The 17,022-nt window shown below is 67.7% G+C and carries 18 protein-coding genes; 7 read left to right on the forward strand and 11 right to left on the reverse strand.

Annotation, left to right across the window (positions count from 1 at the left end; genetic code table 11):
- Entirely contained in the window at window positions 1-747 is a 747-nt protein-coding gene (locus tag VARPA_RS10640; RefSeq protein WP_013540563.1) for an enoyl-CoA hydratase/isomerase family protein, read from the forward strand.
- 3 nt (window positions 748-750) lie between these two features.
- Here VARPA_RS10640 and VARPA_RS10645 read toward each other — a convergent pair whose 3' ends face one another.
- The gene (locus VARPA_RS10645) at window positions 751-1,278 is read right to left on the reverse strand and encodes a hypothetical protein (RefSeq protein WP_013540564.1); all 528 of its coding nucleotides are present in this window, start codon (window positions 1,276-1,278) and stop codon (window positions 751-753) included.
- A 139-nt stretch (window positions 1,279-1,417) separates the two neighbouring features.
- Here VARPA_RS10645 and VARPA_RS10650 point away from each other — a divergent pair, with 139 nt between their 5' ends.
- On the forward strand, window positions 1,418-1,996 hold the full coding sequence (locus tag VARPA_RS10650; RefSeq protein ID WP_013540565.1) for a DUF3299 domain-containing protein: 579 nt from the start codon (window positions 1,418-1,420) through the stop codon (window positions 1,994-1,996).
- 10 nt (window positions 1,997-2,006) lie between these two features.
- On the opposite strand, the gene VARPA_RS10655 is transcribed toward VARPA_RS10650, so the two are convergent.
- From VARPA_RS10655 to VARPA_RS10670, 4 genes are all read right to left on the reverse strand, one after another.
- Window positions 2,007-2,891, reverse strand: a complete 885-nt coding sequence (locus tag VARPA_RS10655; protein ID WP_013540566.1) for a LysR family transcriptional regulator — start codon at window positions 2,889-2,891, stop codon at window positions 2,007-2,009.
- A gap of 19 nt (window positions 2,892-2,910) precedes the next feature.
- Window positions 2,911-4,629 (reverse strand): SulP family inorganic anion transporter, encoded by a 1,719-nt coding sequence (locus VARPA_RS10660; protein ID WP_013540567.1) that lies wholly within the window; start codon window positions 4,627-4,629, stop codon window positions 2,911-2,913.
- A 79-nt stretch (window positions 4,630-4,708) separates the two neighbouring features.
- Window positions 4,709-5,122 carry a DUF2501 domain-containing protein gene (locus VARPA_RS10665; RefSeq protein WP_013540568.1) on the reverse strand — a complete coding sequence of 138 codons (414 nt, stop codon included), beginning with the start codon at window positions 5,120-5,122 and terminating at the stop codon, window positions 4,709-4,711.
- Between the two features lie 91 nt (window positions 5,123-5,213).
- Window positions 5,214-6,566, reverse strand: a complete 1,353-nt coding sequence (locus VARPA_RS10670) for a M20/M25/M40 family metallo-hydrolase (RefSeq protein ID WP_013540569.1) — start codon at window positions 6,564-6,566, stop codon at window positions 5,214-5,216.
- A 139-nt stretch (window positions 6,567-6,705) separates the two neighbouring features.
- Between VARPA_RS10670 and VARPA_RS10675 the strand changes: the two genes are divergently transcribed.
- Entirely contained in the window at window positions 6,706-7,611 is a 906-nt protein-coding gene (locus VARPA_RS10675; protein ID WP_013540570.1) for a LysR substrate-binding domain-containing protein, read from the forward strand.
- Here the strand turns inward: VARPA_RS10675 and VARPA_RS10680 are convergent, their stop codons facing one another.
- From VARPA_RS10680 to VARPA_RS10695, 4 genes are all read right to left on the reverse strand, one after another.
- Window positions 7,612-8,826 (reverse strand): beta-ketoacyl-[acyl-carrier-protein] synthase family protein, encoded by a 1,215-nt coding sequence (locus tag VARPA_RS10680; protein WP_013540571.1) that lies wholly within the window; start codon window positions 8,824-8,826, stop codon window positions 7,612-7,614.
- Entirely contained in the window at window positions 8,823-9,065 is a 243-nt protein-coding gene (locus tag VARPA_RS10685) for an acyl carrier protein (RefSeq protein ID WP_013540572.1), read from the reverse strand. The genes VARPA_RS10680 and VARPA_RS10685 overlap by 4 nt, the downstream gene beginning before the upstream one ends.
- A 99-nt stretch (window positions 9,066-9,164) precedes the next feature.
- On the reverse strand, window positions 9,165-9,875 hold the full coding sequence (locus VARPA_RS10690) for a phosphatase PAP2 family protein (RefSeq protein ID WP_013540573.1): 711 nt from the start codon (window positions 9,873-9,875) through the stop codon (window positions 9,165-9,167).
- A gap of 81 nt (window positions 9,876-9,956) precedes the next feature.
- Window positions 9,957-10,805, reverse strand: coding sequence for an AraC family transcriptional regulator (locus tag VARPA_RS10695; RefSeq protein WP_013540574.1), 849 nt, complete (start codon window positions 10,803-10,805; stop codon window positions 9,957-9,959).
- 89 nt (window positions 10,806-10,894) lie between these two features.
- On the opposite strand from VARPA_RS10695, the gene VARPA_RS10700 reads away from it, so the two are divergent.
- Both VARPA_RS10700 and VARPA_RS10705 read left to right on the forward strand, forming a co-directional pair.
- A complete protein-coding gene (locus VARPA_RS10700; protein WP_013540575.1) occupies window positions 10,895-12,145 on the forward strand; it encodes an MFS transporter in 1,251 nt (416 codons plus the stop codon).
- A 63-nt stretch (window positions 12,146-12,208) separates the two neighbouring features.
- On the forward strand, window positions 12,209-12,958 hold the full coding sequence (locus VARPA_RS10705; protein WP_013540576.1) for a sulfite exporter TauE/SafE family protein: 750 nt from the start codon (window positions 12,209-12,211) through the stop codon (window positions 12,956-12,958).
- A 1-nt stretch (window position 12,959) separates the two neighbouring features.
- Here VARPA_RS10705 and VARPA_RS10710 read toward each other — a convergent pair whose 3' ends face one another.
- A complete protein-coding gene (locus VARPA_RS10710) occupies window positions 12,960-13,877 on the reverse strand; it encodes an AEC family transporter (protein WP_013540577.1) in 918 nt (305 codons plus the stop codon).
- 118 nt (window positions 13,878-13,995) lie between these two features.
- Here VARPA_RS10710 and VARPA_RS10715 point away from each other — a divergent pair, with 118 nt between their 5' ends.
- Both VARPA_RS10715 and xerD read left to right on the forward strand, forming a co-directional pair.
- A complete protein-coding gene (locus VARPA_RS10715) occupies window positions 13,996-14,970 on the forward strand; it encodes a tripartite tricarboxylate transporter substrate binding protein BugE (RefSeq protein WP_013540578.1) in 975 nt (324 codons plus the stop codon).
- 67 nt (window positions 14,971-15,037) lie between these two features.
- Window positions 15,038-15,949, forward strand: coding sequence for a site-specific tyrosine recombinase XerD (gene xerD, locus VARPA_RS10720; protein ID WP_013540579.1), 912 nt, complete (start codon window positions 15,038-15,040; stop codon window positions 15,947-15,949).
- 12 nt (window positions 15,950-15,961) lie between these two features.
- On the opposite strand, the gene VARPA_RS10725 is transcribed toward xerD, so the two are convergent.
- Window positions 15,962-16,846 (reverse strand): LysR substrate-binding domain-containing protein, encoded by an 885-nt coding sequence (locus VARPA_RS10725; protein ID WP_013540580.1) that lies wholly within the window; start codon window positions 16,844-16,846, stop codon window positions 15,962-15,964.
- Window positions 16,847-17,022: the final 176 nt, after the last annotated feature.

Raw genomic sequence — 17,022 nt, forward strand, 5'->3', positions numbered from 1 at the left:
ATGGGCATTCCCGAACTGACGATCGACGGCGCGGTCGCGCACATCACGCTGCGGCGCCCCGGGCAGGCCAACCGGCTCGAGCCCGACGACCTCGCGACTATCGCCGCGCACATCGAAGAAGTGAACGCCAGGCCCGAGGTGCTGGTGCTCGTGCTGCAGGCCGAGGGCAAGTATTTCTGCAGCGGCTACGACATCGGCCGCATCGGCGCCTCGCGCGACGTGGCGTTCGACGAGGTGGTGAACGCACTTGAAGATGCGCGCCCCGTCACCATCGCGCTGATGCAGGGCAGCGTCTACGGCGGCGCCACCGACTTCGCGCTGGCCTGCGATTTCCGGCTTGGCATCGAGGGCATGGACATGTTCATGCCGGCCGCGCGACTCGGGCTTCATTTCTACCAACGGGGGCTGGAGCGCTACGTCACGCGGCTCGGGCTGGACCACGCGAAGCGGCTGTTCCTCACGGCCGAGCGCATCGATGCCGGGGAGATGAAGGCCATCGGCTTTCTTACGCACCTCGTGCCTCCCACCGAACTCGCGGCGGCGGGGCAGCGCCTCGTGGCAACGCTGGCGGGCATGGCGCCGATTCCGCTCGTCGGCATGAAGAAGCACCTGAACCACATCGCGCGCGGCACGCTCGATGCAGAAGCGCTGCGGCACGACATGGCGCGCTCGGCCGCGTCCGCCGACCTGCGCGAAGGCCAGCGCGCCTGGGCCGAGAAGCGCCCGCCGCGCTTCACCGGCAGCTGAAGCTCAGGCGCCGGTCGTCGCCGCCAGCGGGCTCGCGGCGGCGGTGCCGCGCAGCCGGCGGATCTGCAGTGCCACGCCGGCAAGGTACAGCACCAGCAGCACGCCGGTGATCGCCTTGAGTTCGGGCGCCTCGGCGCTCGACAGCAGCGGCGCACCGAGCGGCAGCCGCGTCAGCGTCTCGGTGAAAGCCGGAATCCAATGGAAGAGAAAGCTCGCCGAATAGGCGATGGCCTCGACGTAGCGCGAGTTCTTCCCGAGGCTGCCCCGGCCGGCCAGTGCACCGACCGCCAGCGCAGCCAGCGTGATGATGCCCAGCGCATGTGGCTTGCCGAAGCCGCCGTGCTGGAAGATGCCGAAGCCGGTCAGGCAGGTGAGCACGGTGGTCCAGACGAAGACCTGGCCCCATCCGGTGCGCAGGGTGATTTCCTTGTAGCGCAGCAGGGCGACGATCCCCGCGAAGACGGCGATCAGGCTGATCGCGGTGTGAACCAAGCCGAGGGACGTGAGTCCCAGCCATCCTGTAGCTGCCATGCGGATCTCCTCGATATCGTGGTGCGGCATTCTGGCGCGTTGACCGAATTTGTGCCATTTGCTTCAAAAAGAGGCAACTCGGCCCCGCGTCATGGGTCTGAAACAGGGTCTGAAACATCTTCCAAGCACAATCGACGCCATGACAGTTTTCCTCGCGCGTGCCCTGACGGCGCTGTTCCTCGCGCTCGCGGCCTTCGGGCTCGCGGGCTGCGGACCCGGGTCCGCCACCGCCAGCAATGCGAGCGTCGCCTCGGCCCCGGAGCTCAATTGGGACGAACTCATCCCCAAGAGCTGGGATCCGACCAAGCGCTACCGCAACATCAGCCTTGAAGCCCTGCGCGACAACGACCCCCGCGCGATCCAGATGCTCGACGAGATGCGCGCCGTCTGGGACAACGCGCCGGTCAACGTGGCGCTCGACGGCACCGCGGCCAAGCTCGCGGGCTTTGTCGTGCCGCTGGACAGCACGCAGGACGGCATCCGCGAGTTCCTTCTCGTGCCGTACTTCGGCGCCTGCATCCACACGCCGCCCCCGCCCGCCAACCAGATCGTGCACGTGATCGCCGACCAGGCCTTCAAGGGCCTGCACGCAATGGACACGGTGAAGGTCAGCGGCGTCCTGAAGGCCGCGCGCTACGCCTCGGCGGACATGGGCGTGAGCGGGTACGAGATCAAGTCGGCGGCGGTGGAGCGCTTCGTTCCGGCCCAGCCGAAATAAGCGACCGCATTCACGTCATTCGCTGCGACAGGAAGTCCAGGAACGACGTGATCCGCGCCGACAGTTGCGTGTTGCGGTAGTACACCGCGTTCACCGGCTGGCGCACATCCACCGTTTCCTTCGCGAGCACCTGCACCAGCGCACCGCTCGCGCGGTCGGCGGCGGTCATGAAATCCGCGAGGCACACGATGCCTGCGCCGGCCAAGGCGAGTTGGCGCAGCGTCTCGCCGCTCGATGCGGCGAGCGTCGGCGCGATGGCCCATTCGTCGCCATGCGCCCCGCGCAGCGGCCAGCGATTGAGCGACTCGGGTTGTGTGAAGCCCAGCAGCGCGTGATCGGCCAGCTCGGCAGCGGTGCGCGGCTTGCCGTGCGCTTCGATATACGCCGGGCTCGCAAGCACGCGCAGGCGGTGCGTGCCCAGCGGCCGCGCATGCAGCGTGGAGTCGCGCAGCGGCCCGATGCGGATCGCGATGTCGGTGCGGCGCTCCAGGAGGTCGATGGGCAGGTCGTCGGTGTCCAGTTCCAGGCTGATCTGCGGGTAGAGCTTCCGGAATTCGGGCACCAGCGGCACGATGGCGTGCAGCATGAAGGGCGAGGCCGCGTTCACGCGCAGGCGGCCGGCCGGTTGTTCGCGGCGCGCGGCCATCTGCTCTTCGGCATCGTCGATGGCATCGAGGATCGCGCGGGTGCGCTGCAGAAACGCCGCGCCTTCTTCGGTAAGTTCGAGGCGCCGCGTGGTGCGGCGCATCAGCGTGGTATCGAGCTTCTGCTCGAGCCGACTCAGCGCACGGCTGATGCCCGAGACCGTGTGGCCCAGTTGCTCGGCCGCGGCGGTGATCGAGCCGGTGTCCACCACCGTGCGAAACGCGACGAGTTCTTCGATGGTGGTTTTCATGGGGCCGCTGCTCGTGCCGTCAGCTCGCGGTCTCGGCCTCTGTCGGCACCTCGATGCGCGGCATCAGCGCCGCAAGCGCTTCGCCGTCGGTTCGGTAGCTGAAGAGCATCGGGCCCGGCGCGAGCAAGCCGGCGCGCTCCAGCACCTCCATCGCCGGCAGCTTCATGCCGCTCAGGTGCAGGCGCACGCCCTTGGCTTCCATCATCCGGCGGATCGAGCCGAACACTTCGGCGCCGGTGATGTCGATGCGGTTGATGGGCTGTGCGAAGAGGCACACGTCGGTGAGGTCGGGGCGCTCGGCCAGCGCGACGGTGAGCGCGCGTTCGAGCGTGGAGGCGGAGGCGAAGTCGAGTTCGGCGTCCATGCGCAGTGCATAGAGCTGCGGCGCGAGCGGCGGCAGCTTCCAGAGGTTGCGGTCGCGCAGGCTGCCGTCGGGGTGCAGGCCCACTTCGATGATGCGCGGATGCAGGTGGCGGTACATGTAGTGCGCCATGCTCGCGAGCAGGCCGCCGAGCACGCCCCAGTAGATGCTCGGCGCGGTCGCGATCGTCAGAACGAAGGTGCCGAAGGCGATGCCCGCCTCGATGCGCGAGACGCGCCAGAGCGCCGTGAAGCTCGCCGGCTTCACCAGCCCCAGGATGGCTGTGACCACCACGGCCGCCAGCACCGCTTGCGGCACGTGATAGAGCAGCGGCATCAGCCACAGGAGCGCACCGGCCACCACCACCACGCTGAAGAGCGTCGCCCAGCCGGTCTGCGCACCCGCATAGAGCGTGATGGCCGAACGAGAGAACGACGAGCTGGTCGGGAAAGCGCCAGTGAAACCCGAGGCCAGCTTGGCGAGGCCCTGCCCGATCAGGTCCTGGTTTTCGTTCCACAGCGTACCGGCGCGTGCGTTGTCGACCTTGGCGCTGGAGGCTGTTTCCAGGAAGCTCACCAGCGTGATCATCAGCGCGGGCAGCACCAGCGCGCTGAAGGTGCTCAACGGGAGCAGGCCGGGCCAGTAGAACGAGGGCAGGCCCGAGGGCAGGCTGCCGACTACCGCGCCGCCGCGCAGCGCGTAATTCATGACCCAGCTGATGGCGGCAGCGCCGGCCACCAATGCCATCGTGGTCGGAAAACGCGGCACGAACCGCTTGCCCAGCCACAGCACCGCGATGCTGCCGAGGCCGAAGGCGATGGCCACGAGGTCGGGCAGCGGTCCGCCCTGCAGCACCTGCGGAATGGTGCGCCCGGTGAAGCCCAGCAGCGACGGCAACTGCGAGATCGCGATCAGCACCGCCGCGCCCTGCGTGAAGCCGATCAGCACCGGTGAATTGACCAGCCGCAGCAGCCAGCCGAAGCGCCCCGCGCCCAGCACGATCTGGATCGTTCCGGACATCAGCGTGAGCCACACCGCCATCGCCACCCATTCGTCGCTGCCCGCCACCGCGAGCGGCGCGAGCGAGGCGCCGACCAGCAGGCTGGTGAGCGCCGTGGGCCCGACCGACAGCCGTTGCGACGAACTGAACATCACCGCGATCAGCGCGGGGAACAGCGCGGCATACACGCCGGTGACCAGCGGCATGCCGGCGAGCGCCGCATACGCCACGCCTTGCGGAATGACCATCAGCGCCACGGTGATGCCGGCCATCGCCTCGCTGCGCAGCAGCCCCGCGGAAGGACGGGGCCATGCAAGACAGGGAACCCAGCGCGCGAGGCGCTGGCGCAGGGAAGAGGGGGAGGCAGCCGGGGTCATGGAGTCGTTACGCGCGCACGGGGAGAAACAGGCAAGCACATGCGCGGTGCGCCGCGCGGGGGCAATGCGGGGAGCGGTGTCAGATCAGCGAGGTGGCGTTCTTCAGAACGTAGTCGCAGGCTTTTTCCTTCACCTTCGACGACAGGATCTTGATGTTGAGCGTCTTGCCGTCGCCGCCTTTCAGCAAACCCTTCGCGCCGCTTTCGAAATTCTTTTCCTGCTGCTTCTGGCCGGTGATCTTGGCAAGGAGCTTGTCTTTCACCGAGGCCGCATCGCCGCCGAGATAGTTGTTCTTCACGCAGTACTGCAGCACGCCGGCAGCGCTGCCGATGGTGCTGGAGCCGATGGCGGGCATCTTGAAGCCGAGGTTGCTGCCTTGCGAGCTGGCGGCGGCGCCGGCCTTTTCCTTCAACTGGTCGAGCAGGTCGTTGGCCTGTGCCGAGGCGCCTGCGGCGAGCAGGGCCAGGGCAATGAGTGTGGAGCGGGCATGCATGGTGGTCTCCTTGGAAAGCAAAGGGGAGAAGCGCCCGCCAGCATACCGGAGAGTCCCCGGCGTTTCCGGGGGCATGGCCCGCGGGCTCGCGCTAGTTCTTGCGCGGGGCGCGCTTCTCCAGCAGCGGTTCGCTGGTGCCCTGCACGCCGACCAGGCCCAGCACCGTCACGAGCGAGTTCTGCGCGCCCTTCCAGCCATCGGTCACGTCGATCCATTCCGACAGCGCGTGGAAGCCGCCCGTCTTGCCGCCGGCGCCGATGATGATGGCCGGGATGCCCAGCGACATCGGCACGTTCGCATCGGTGCTCGCGCCCGTCAGCAGGGTCTTGTGGCCGAAGGCGCTGTTCGCGCGCGTGGCGGCCTCGACGATCACCGTGTCCGATTGCGTGCGGCCGCCGGGCCGGTCGCCGATCAGCTTGCGGCTCGCGCTCAGGGTCGTCACGTTCCAGCGCTTGTTTTCTTCCTCGACCGCTTCGTCGATGGCCGCGAGGATCTTCTTTTCGGTCTCCAAGAGCGGTGCCATTTCGTCGGAGCGGATGTCGATGGCCATGCGTGCGTCCGGCGCAATGGTGTTCACCGAGGTGCCGCCGCCCACGGTGCCGACGGTGAAGGTGGTCTTCGGGAACGTCGGCGTGCGGACTTCGGCGATCTTCGCAATCGCGCGGCCCATGCCGTGGATCGCGCTCGGCACCTGGCCGAACGCGCCGAAGCTGTGGCCGCCCGGGCCCTTGAAGGTGATTTCGTAGCGGTGGCTGCCCGTGCCCAGCATCAGCACCGTGCCGTCGGGCGCCGGCTCGAGGCCGACCATGCCGTCGATGTCGAGGTTGTCGCGAAAGATCGCCTTGATGCCACGCAGGTTGCCCAGTTCTTCCTCGCCGACGTTGCCGACGATCAGGAGGTCGCCCACGGTCTGAATCTTGTTGTCGTTGAGCACCTTGAGCCACGACAGCAAGACGGCGAGGCCGCGCGTGTCGTCGGAGATGCCGGGGGCATAGAGCTTGCCATCGCGCTCCTTCACCTTCACGTCGGTGCCGGCGGGGAACACGGTGTCGAGGTGCGCGGAGATCAGCAGCTTCGGCCCATTGCCCGAGCCTTTGCGCAGGCCGACGACGTTGCCTTCGGCGTCGATCTTCGCGTCGCTCAGGCCCAGCGCCTTCATGCGCGCGAGGAAGGCTTCGGCGCGCTTCTGCTCCTTGAACGGAGGCGCTTCGATTTCGGTGAGCATCTTCAGGTCTTCGACCGAGCGCTCGTGGTCGGCCTTCACCGCGTCAAGCAGCTTCTGGATCGCGGGCGCCGCCATCAGCTGCGTGTAGGCCTTGTCGATCTCGGGCCGGACCTGCGCGGGCGTGGCCGCGACGGCCGCGTTCTGGGCTTGGGCGACCCCGGCGGCGCAGGCCAGGGCGAGGACGATCGGGGCAAGGCGGAATGACGCAGAGCGAGGCATGGCGGTTATTTGTCCTTGAAAGTTGAGAAGGCGCGGGAGGGCGCCGCCGGCGCGGCGCCGTCAGCAATTCTTAGGGGCAAGTGAGGCGCCTGCTCTGGTTTAATCTTTGGCCTTGTCAGTTTTTCTTACGAACACCGCCATGCGCCGCCACATTCCGAGCACCCGAGCGCTCTTGATCTTCGACGCGGTGGCCCGCCATCACGGCGTGGGCAAGGCGGCCGAGGAGCTTTGCCTCACGCACAGCGCCGTGAGCCAGCAGCTGCGGCTCCTCGAATCGCAGATCGGCGTGCGGCTGGTGCAGCGCACCGCGCGCGGCACCGAGCTCACCGACGCCGGTCGCCGCTACCACGGGCAGATCGCGGGCGACCTGATGCGGCTGCAGAACCACACGCTCGAAGCCATGGCGCAGCGCGTCGACGGCCTCAGGCTGATCGTCGGCGCGGTGCCGGTGCTCGCAGAGGGCTGGCTCACGCCGCTGCTGCCGCAGTTCATCGCGCGGAACCCGGGCTGCAGCCTGCACCTGCAGGTGTTTCCGACCGATCTCTATATGGCCGACATGCCGTTCGATGTGGGCGTGCAGTACGACGACGCGGTGTGGCCCGGCGCCGATGCGCGGCCGCTGATGGGCGAGTTCTGCGTGGCCGTGTGTTCCCCGCGCGCGAAGGGCCGGGCCGCGATGGCGCGCGGCGACTTTCGCGTAGCGCCGCTGCTTCAACTGCGCACGCGCATGGGGGCGTGGGAAGAATGGTTCGCGCAGACGCCGCACGCGCAACCGCCCGACAACCTGGTGACCGGACACCGCTTCGATCTCTTCTCTTCGCTGGTCGCCGCGGTGCGGGCCGATCTTGGCGTGGGGCTGGTGCCGCTGTACTACGTCGAGCGCGAGCTGCGCTCGGGAGAGCTGCAGCTCGCATGCGCGCACCGTGCGCCGTCGAGCCGCGGCTACAGCGTGTTCATGGCGCCGAATCGCACGGCCGATCCGCTGGCGGAGGCGTTCGTCGAATGGCTCTGCGAGGCGGGGGGCGCGTCGCAGACGTCTGCCTAGTCAGTCAGCGCGGCGGAAAAGCAGCACCGAGTTCGTGCCGCCGAAGGCGAAGGAATTGCTCATCGCCGCTTCGAGCGCCGGTGCGGCGCTGTCGTCCTGCATCACGAGGTTCATCTGGCAGGCCGGATCGATCTCGCTGCAGTTCGCATTGGGCGGCAATTGCCGGCGATGCAGCGCGAGCACTGTGATCAGTGCCTCGATGGCACCCGCCGCGCCGAGCATGTGGCCGTGCAGCGCCTTGGTCGAGCTCACGCGCAGACCGTCGAAATCGTCGCCCCACACCTCGGCCAGCGCATTGCGCTCGACCACGTCGCCGATGCGCGTGGCCGTGCCGTGCGCGTTGCAGTAGCCCACGTCGCGTGGTTGCAGGCCGGCTTGCCGCAGCGCCTGGCGCAACGCGCGTGCCTGGCCGGGTGCGTCGGGTTTGGTGAGGTGGGTGGCATCGCTGCTCAAACCCCAGCCGGCCAGCGTGGCGTAGCTGCGGGCACCACGATTGCGTGCGCGCTCGGCGGATTCGAGCACCAGGAAGGCCGCACCTTCGCCGAGCGCGAAGCCGCTGCGATCGCTCGCGAACGGCCGCACCGCGCCCGCTGCTTCGCCGGGCTGGAAGGTGGCCAGTGTCTGCATCACCTGCCAGGCCAACACCACGCCCGGCACGATCAGCGCCTCGCTGCCCCCGGCAATGGCGATATCGACCTCGCCGCGCTCGATCGCCTTGGCCGCTTCGGCGATCGCGACGGACGACGAGGCGCAGGCGACGGAGTAAGTGAGCACGGGGCCGAGCACGCCGTTGCGCATCGCCACGTGGGCCGCGGGCGCATTGGGCATGAAGGCCGGAATGGTGAGCGGCGACACGCGCCCGTTGCCGCGATAAGCCGCTTCGAGCGCCGCCGCGCCGCCCATGCCGCAGCCGGCGTAGACGCCGACGCGTTCGAGGTCGGCATCGGCCAGGGGCTGGTTCGCATCGCGCAGCGCGAGATCGGCCGCGGCCACGGCGAGCTGGCTGACGCGGTCGACGCCGGCGAGCTGCAGCTTGGTGAACCAGCGCGTCTCGTCGAAAGCCACCGAAGCGGCGGCGGCCGGCTTGGGCAGTTCAGGAAAAACGGGCTGGATGGCCGATCGGGCCTGCAGCAGCGCCTCGAACAGCGCGCCGGGCTCGTCGCCATGGGGCGCCATGACGCCCAGCCCGGTGACGGCAACCTCGTGGCGGTTCACGCTGGCTTCGCGGCCCGGACCTTGTCGACCAGTTGCGCGAGCTCGGCCAGGGTGTCGATGCTTGCGTCCTCGTCGGGCATGGTGATGCCGAAGTGGTCTTCGATGGCAAAAAGGAATTCGGCCAGCGCCAGCGAGTCGAGTCCGCCGGTTTCGCGCATCGAGGCGTTGGGGTCGAGCTTGGACGGTTCGATGCCGTACTTCTCGTGAATCAGGTCCTGCAATTCCTTCAGCGAACTCATCGTGCGATGCCTGTCGTCTTGTGCCGCCGTTGATCGATCGATGCAACCTTTGAGGGGTGTGCCATGGGGTCGATCCCTTCCTCGCTCGGCCTGTGTTGGTCAGTGATGGCCAATGATATCCGCTCCAACCAGAGGGGAATCCCCTCGCAAACGCTTGCCCGGCCGCCAGCGCAGGGAGGGAAATGCAAACGCCATGCCGAGCAGCGCGCCCGCCACCACGTCCAGCACCACGTGCTGCTTCACGGCCAGCGTCGAATAGGCGATGGCGGCGAACCACATCCAGTTGACGATGCGCAGCACGATGGGTGTGCGCGCCTGCCGCAGCAAATGCTCGATCCACAGGGCCGTGAAGATCGCGACGGCCACGTGCATCGACGGGCAGGCATTGCCGGCCGCGTCCACGCCCTGCAGCATCGCGAACCCGGGATAGCCCGAGACGTCGATGGTCAGCGGCGGTATCTGCGTCGGCCAAAAATAGAAGAGGCCCAGGCCGGTGAGGCACAGCCCGCCGATCCACAGCCCATAGACCACCAGTTCGCGAAAGGTGAGCTGCAGTCCCGGCGCGATGCCCACGTAGACCCAGAGCGAGAGGTACGCGCCCAGCGTGTAGGGCTGGAACGGAATCAGGTGGTCCAGCGCCGTGAGCGGCATCACCGCGACCGGGTAGGAGGGGTTGCGCAGCAGGTGGAAGTAGCCGATGAAGAACAGCCAGGTGAAGGCCGTGGTCCCGACCGCCTTCAATAGGAAAAGGCGGCGAATGCGCAGGCCGATGTCGGCGGTCCAGGTCCGCGGTCGGGGAGGCGATGCCATGTGCGAATCGATGGAAGGTCCGTGGTTCTTGGGGCTCGCCGATCTTGCCAGAGCGTCGTGACGCCCTCGCATTGCAAAGGCTCAAGCGGTCGCGGCGGATCGCTTCTTGTGCTGGAACGAAGTGGGCGAGCGCCCCGTCGCCGCCTTGAACATCGCGCAGAACGCGCTGTCGGTGGCGTACCCGCTGGCGGCCGCCACCTGGCTCACCGCCATGCCGCGCGCGAGCAGCGGCAGCGCATGCGCCATCACCGCCTGCTGGCGCCATTGCTGCCAGCTCATGCCGAGCTGGTCGCGAAAAAGCCGCGCCACCGTGCGCTCGCTCGCGCCGATGGTGGCCGCGCGCTCGGCCAGCGTGGAGCGGTCGGCCGGGTTGCGCAGCAGCGCCTCGCAGAGCTGGCGCAGGCGCTTGTCGGTGGGCAGCGGCACGTCGATGCGGATCTGTGTGGCGCGCTCGATCTCGTCGACCAGGAGCGGCGCGATCATGCGTTCGCGCTGCGGCGCCTGCGGATCGGCCGGCGGCATGCCGTCGGGCGTGGTGTCCAGCGCAAGCATCAGGGCGCGCATCAGCGGGCTGATCTCGAGCACCTCGCATTTCTCCCACGAGGGCGCGAGCCAGGCGTGCAGGTAGATGGTGCGCAGCTCGGCGTCTTCGATCAGCATGATGCTGTGCGGCATGTTGGCCGGCACCCAGAGCGCGCGCGAGGGCGGCACGATGTAGCTGCCGTCCTCGGTGCTCAGGCGGATCACGCCGCGGGTGGAGAAGGTCAGCTGCGGCCACGGATGCTGGTGCAGTTCGACGAAGGTGTCGGCGCTCAGGAAGTGTTCCTTGGCGCGCAGCGGGCGCACCGCGTCGGGTGCGAAGAGGTGCGGCGTGAGCGAGGCAACGCTGGTGACCGGAGCGGGAAAGGAGGCGGAAGCGGTGCGTGGCATGGTTTCGACAAATGTTGTCGCTGTATCGCCATTCTGCCGCGCCCCGCGGACATAGCATCGGTGCCTGCCCCGGTTTTTTGTAGCAATCCATGTCTTCCCACGCAACCACCACCTCCCCAGCGACCTCCTTGCGCTCCGACGCGAAGCTCATCGGCCTCGTCGGCCTGGCCCACGCGATCAGCCACTTCAGCCAGCTCATCCTGGCGCCGCTGTTCCCCTGGCTCAAGGACGCCTTCAACGTGAGCTACACCGAACTGGGCGCGGTGCTCACTGTGTTCTTCGTGGTCTCGTGCATCGTGCAGGCAGCGTCGGGCTTCATCGTCGACAAGCTCGGCCCGCGCCCGGTGCTGTTCGTCGGCCTCGGCGCGCTCGGCCTCGCCGCCTTCGGCTATGCGATGGCGCAGAGCTACTGGATGCTGCTGGTGTGCGCCGTGGTCGGCGGCGTCGGCAACGGCGTGTTCCACCCGGTCGACTACACGCTCTTCAACCGCAAGGTCGCACCCACGCGCCTGGGCCATGCGTACAGCGTGCACGGCATCACCGGCAGCCTGGGCTGGGCGCTCGCGCCGGCCTTCGTCGTGCCGATCGCCATTGCGTTCTCGTGGCGCGTGGCGCTGGCATCGGCCGGCGTGCTGGCCATCTTGGTGCTGCTGGTGCTGTGGGTCTACCGCAGCGTGCTGTCGCTCGACGTCGCGGCCGTGCACAAGGCCACGGGGCAGGGCGAGCCCGCGCCGATCGGCGGCGAGTTCGATTTCCTGCGCATCCCGGCCGTGTGGATGTGCTTCGGTTTCTTCTTCTTCTATGCCGCGGTGATCAGCGTGGTGCAGACCTTCGCGCCGGTGGCCGCGGGCCATCTGCATGCCGTGCCGGTGGCGCTGGTGGCGGTGTGCCTCACCGTCTACATGGTGGCGAGCGCGGCCGGCATGGTGGTTGGCGGCTTTCTTGCCTCCGACCCGTCGCGCTGCGAACGCATCGTGGGCGCGGGCTTCGGCATTGCGGCGGCATTGGCGCTGGTGCTGGCCTTCGCGCAGTTCCCGCCGATCCTCGTGCCGGTGCTGTTCGGCGCGATGGGTTTCGTCTCCGGCGTGGCCGGCCCGTCGCGCGACCTGCTGGTCAAGCGCTCGACGCCGCCCAATGCCACGGGCCGCGTCTACGGCGTGGTGTACGCGGGGCTCGACATCGGCCAGGCGCTCGCGCCGCTGGTGTTCGGCCGCCTGATGGACCACGGCCAGTACACGAGCGTGATCGTCGGACTGGCGCTGGTGCAGGGCGTGCTGATCGCGAGCGCGTTCAACGTCACGCGGGTGCGCCGCACGGCGCTGGTGCCGGCTTCGGCCTGACACCACCTCTGTGCCCCGCCCCGTTGAGGCGGGCGCAGTGCGGCGGCTTCTATCATCGGCCGCATGCAAGCCTTGTATGTCTATGTGATCGTCGGCGCCGTGCTGGCGGGATTCGTGCAGGGCCTCTCGGGCTTTGCGTTCGGACTGGTCGCGATGTCGGTCTGGGCCTGGACGCTGGAGCCCCAACTCGCCGCGGTGCTTGCGCTGTTCGGTGCGCTGACGGGGCAGGTGATCGCGGCTGTCACGGTGCGGCGTGCTTTCGACAAATCCTTGCTCTGGCCGTTCGTGCTCGGCGGCCTGGTCGGCGTACCGTTCGGCGTGTGGCTGCTGCCGCATCTGGATCTCGTGGTCTTCAAGGTGTGCCTGGGCACGCTGCTGGTGCTGTGGTGCCCGGCGATGCTGATGTCGCAGCACCTGCCGAAGATCACCTTCGGTGGCCGCGTGGCGGATGGCATCGTCGGCGCCATCGGCGGAGCGATGGCGGGTATCGGGGGCTTCTCCGGGACGATCCCGACGCTCTGGTGCACGCTGCGCGGCTTTCAGCGCGACACGCAGCGGGCGGTGATCCAGAACTTCAATCTCTCGATGCTGCTGGTGGCGTTCGCGATCCATCTGTTCAGCGGGAGCATCGTGCCTTCGACGGTGCCGCTGCTGGGGCTCGTGGCGCTGGCCGTCGCGGTGCCGGTGCTGCTGGGCGCGCGGCTTTATATCGGGATCAGCGAGACGGCGTTCAGGAAGCTGGTGCTGGGGTTGCTCACCGCATCGGGTGTTGCGATGCTGGCGTCGGCAGTGCCGGCGCTGCTGCAGCGCTGAGCTATCTCGGCAACGCCAGCGCAAACGGCAGGCTCGCCACCCCCAGCACCGTCGACAGCGTCACCAGCCCCGCCACATACGGCCCGTTGTAGCCCATGCGCGCCGCGAGCACATAGGCGCTCGAAGCGGTCGGCACTGCCGAAAAAGCCATCAGCACCGACGCCTGGATGCCGTCGAGCCGCAGCGCGCGTGCCAGTCCCCACGCCACCAGCGGAAGGATCAGGTGCCGGATCGCCAGCACCGACGCCGCGAGCACCTTGCCGCGCCCGAGCGTCGCGAACTGCATGCCCGCGCCGGCGGCCAGGAGGCCCAGCGCGAGCGAGGCCGCGCCGATGCGCGTGAGCGTCGGCGTGAGCCAGGTCGGCACCGTGAAGCCCAGCAGGTTCGCCAGCAGCCCGGCCACCGTGGCCACGATCAGCGGGTTGCGCACCAGTTGCCGCACGAAGCCGGTCTGCGCATGCCGCGTCATCGGCCACACGGCGGCGATGTTGAACATCGGCACGCACACGCCGATCAGCACCGCGATGAGCAAGAGGCCTTCAGGGCCAGCGAGCCGGTCGGCCAGCGCGAGGCAGATGAAGGAGTTGAAGCGGAACGCCACCTGCGCGCTCGCGGCATGGTCACGCCGGTCGATGTGCGTACCGAGCCCGGGCACGAAGGGCAGGGCGTAGGCCAGCGCGATGCCGCAGAGCCCGACGCCGACACCCGCGGTCAGCAGGCTCGAGGTGGCGCCGAAGTCGAGCGGGCTGCGCACGATCGAGTGGAACAGCAGCACCGGAAAAAGAAAGTAGTAGACGAGGCTCTCGACCTGGTCCCACACGCGGCGGTCGAGCGCGGTGTAGCGGCACAGGAGCCAGCCGATGGCGATGAGGGAGAAGTCGGGGAAAAGCAGCTGCGCATAGTTCACCGCTTCGAGCATAAACCGCACGGACCATGGGTAATCCAGAGCACGAGGCCGGCGCCGGAGCCGCTAGCATCCGGGCTTCGCTTTTTTCGACATTCGTCAGTCAAAGCCAGTCAATTCAAGGAGTTATTCGATGCAACGTCGTCAATGGAGCGCCCTGATGGGGGCAGTCGCCCTGGCCGCAGTCGCGGGCCAGAGCTTTGCGCAAGGCTATCCCAACAAGCCGGTCGAACTGAGCGTGCCGTTCGCTCCGGGCGGCACGACGGACATCGTGGCGCGCGTCATTTCCGATCCGCTGGGCAAGATCCTGGGCCAGCCCGTGGTGGTGATCAACCGCGCCGGTGGCGGCGGCATCGTCGGCGCGGCCGAAACCGCCCGCGCCACGCCCGATGGCTACAAGCTCGGCGTGGCCACCGTGTCGAGCACGGCCGCCAATCCGGCGATCAACCCCAAGGTGCCGTACGACCCGATCAACGACTTCACGCCGATCACCAACATCGCGGCCACGCCGAACATCATTGCGGTGAATCCGAGCTTTCCGGCGAAGAACTACGCCGAGTTCGTGGCCGAGCTGAAGAAGAACCCCGGCAAGTATTCGTACGCCTCGTCGGGCACGGGCGGCATCGGCCACCTCTTGATGGAGCTCTACAAGAGCCTGACGAACACCTTCGTGACGCACATCCCGTACCGCGGCGCGGGTCCGGCGCTGAACGACGTGGTGGCCGGCCAGGTGCCGATCATGTTCGACAACATCCCCTCGGCGATGCCCTTCATCACCAGCGGCCGGCTGATCCCGATCGTGGTGTCGGCGCCCCAGCGTCTGGCCGCCCTGCCGAACGTGCCGACCTTCAAGGAAGTGGGCCTGGAGCCGGTGAACCGCATGGCCTACTACGGCATCCTGGGCCCGAAGGGCTTGCCGAAGGACGTGATCGACAAGGTCGCCGCGGGCGTGAAGAAGGCGGTGGAAGATCCTGCGGTGAAGAAGCGCATCGAAGACACCGGCTCGCTGATCGTGGCCAACTCGCCCGAGCAGTTCGCAGCGCAGATCAAGGCCGAGTACGAGGTGTACAAGCAGGTCGTGAAGAAGCAGAACCTGAAGCTCGACTGATCGGCCTTCGCCCCGCAAAAGCCGCCCCGCATTCGGGGCGGCTTTTTCTTTTGTTATCTTGCACCGCATGACCGAGGCCGCCGCAGCACCCACCCCTGAAATCGACGAGTTCATCGACGCCCTCTGGCTCGAGGACGGGCTCTCGAAGAACACGCTGGCCGCGTACCGCCGCGACCTCGCGCTGTTCTCGCAATGGCTGGGCAAGCAGCGCAGCGGCATTGCGCTCGATACGGCGCAGGAGTCCGACGTGCAGGCCTACATGGGCGTGCGCCTCTCGACCAAGGGCAAGGCCACCTCGGCCAACCGGCGGCTCACCGTGTTCAAGCGCTACTACCGATGGGCGCTGCGCGAACGCCGCATCACGGCGGACCCGACGATCCGGCTCGCGCCTGCGCGGCAGATGCCCCGTGCCATCAAGACGCTGTCGGAGAAACAGGTCGACGATCTGCTGGCCGCGCCGGATGTCGAGACGCCGTTGGGCCTTCGTGACCGCGCGATGCTCGAGGTGATGTATGCCAGCGGCCTGCGCGTGAGCGAGTTGGTGGCGCTCAAGGTCATCGACATGAGCCTCAACGACGGCGTGCTGCGCGTGCTCGGCAAGGGCAACAAGGAGCGGCTCGTGCCCTTCGGCGGCGAGGCGCGGCGCTGGATCGAGCGCTACCTCGAGGAGTCGCGCCCGGTCATCCTCGATGGACAGCAGACGCCCGATCTCTTCGTGACCGCACGCGGCGCGGGCATGACGCGCGTGATGTTCTGGATCATCGTGAAGAAGCAGGCCGCGGCTGCGGGCATCCATGTGCCGCTGTCGCCGCACACGCTGCGGCACGCCTTCGCCACGCACCTCTTGAACCACGGCGTGGACCTGCGCGCGGTGCAACTGCTGCTCGGCCATGCCGACATATCAACGACCACCATCTACACGCACGTGGCGCGCGAACGCCTGAAGCAACTGCACGCGGCGCACCATCCGCGCGGTTGAACCCGCGTTCGCTCAGGCCTTGCGCTTGCGCGCCTCGATGGCCGGCACCAGCGTGTCGAAGAAGGCGCTGACCATGCGCATCTCGCGCCGCTCCGCGAGGCACAGCACGTGCGCATACGTGAAGATCTCGGTGTCGCTGAAGCCGACCATGCGCAGGTCGGGGCTCGGCACGAACTCCACGCTCGATACCGCCGCAATGCCCAAGCCTTGCGACACGGCTTCGCGGATCACCTCGCGGCTGCTGATCTCCATCACCACATCGACCTCGACCTTCGCCTTGGCGAGCGCAAGTTCGAGCGCCTTGCGCGTGGTCGATCCTTGCTCCCGCATGATGAGCCGCTCGCCCTGCAACTCCGCAAGCCGGATGTTGCGCCGGCGCGCGAAGCGGTGCGTGGATGGCACGAACATCACGACCGGGTGCTGGCTGAACGGCACCGACAGGAACCGGTCGTCGCGCACCATCTGCGCGAGCACGCCGACGTCGGCGCTGTAGTCCACGAGGCTGTCGAGCACGTCCTGCGAATTGCCGGTGCTTACGGTGACCTTCACACCGGGGTAGCGCAGGCTGAAGTCGACCAGCATCTTGGTCACGTGATAGGGCCCCACGGCCGCCACGCGCAGGTGGCCGGTGCGCAGCGTGCCCGCATCTCCGAGCAGCGCGACCGCATCGCCTTCGAGGCTGAAGATCTGCTGCGCGAGCTGCATCAGCTGCTCGCCGATTTCGGTGAGCTGCACGCGCCGGCCTCGCCGGTGAAAGAGCTCCACCTGATACGCCTCTTCGAGAAACCGCACCTGCGTGGTGATGGTGGGCTGGCTCACATGCAGGTGTTCGGCGGCCTTGGTGAAGCTGCCCTCGCGGGCCACGGCATAGAAGGAACGCAGCTGTGTGAGGCGCATGGGGAAGACCCTTTGAATCTATAGATTCAGTATATAGATCATCGAAAAAAATTGAATTTGTTCGATACGAGCCTCGGTGATTTACTCCGCTTCAAGACGGACCAGGCAGCGACAGAAATACGCCGGACGTCCCGAAATCCTCTCGATGTCATGACCACGACACGAAGCACTGGAAG

This window comes from Variovorax paradoxus EPS (genome assembly GCF_000184745.1).
GTDB classification, from domain to species: Bacteria; Pseudomonadota; Gammaproteobacteria; order Burkholderiales; family Burkholderiaceae_C; genus Variovorax; species Variovorax paradoxus_C.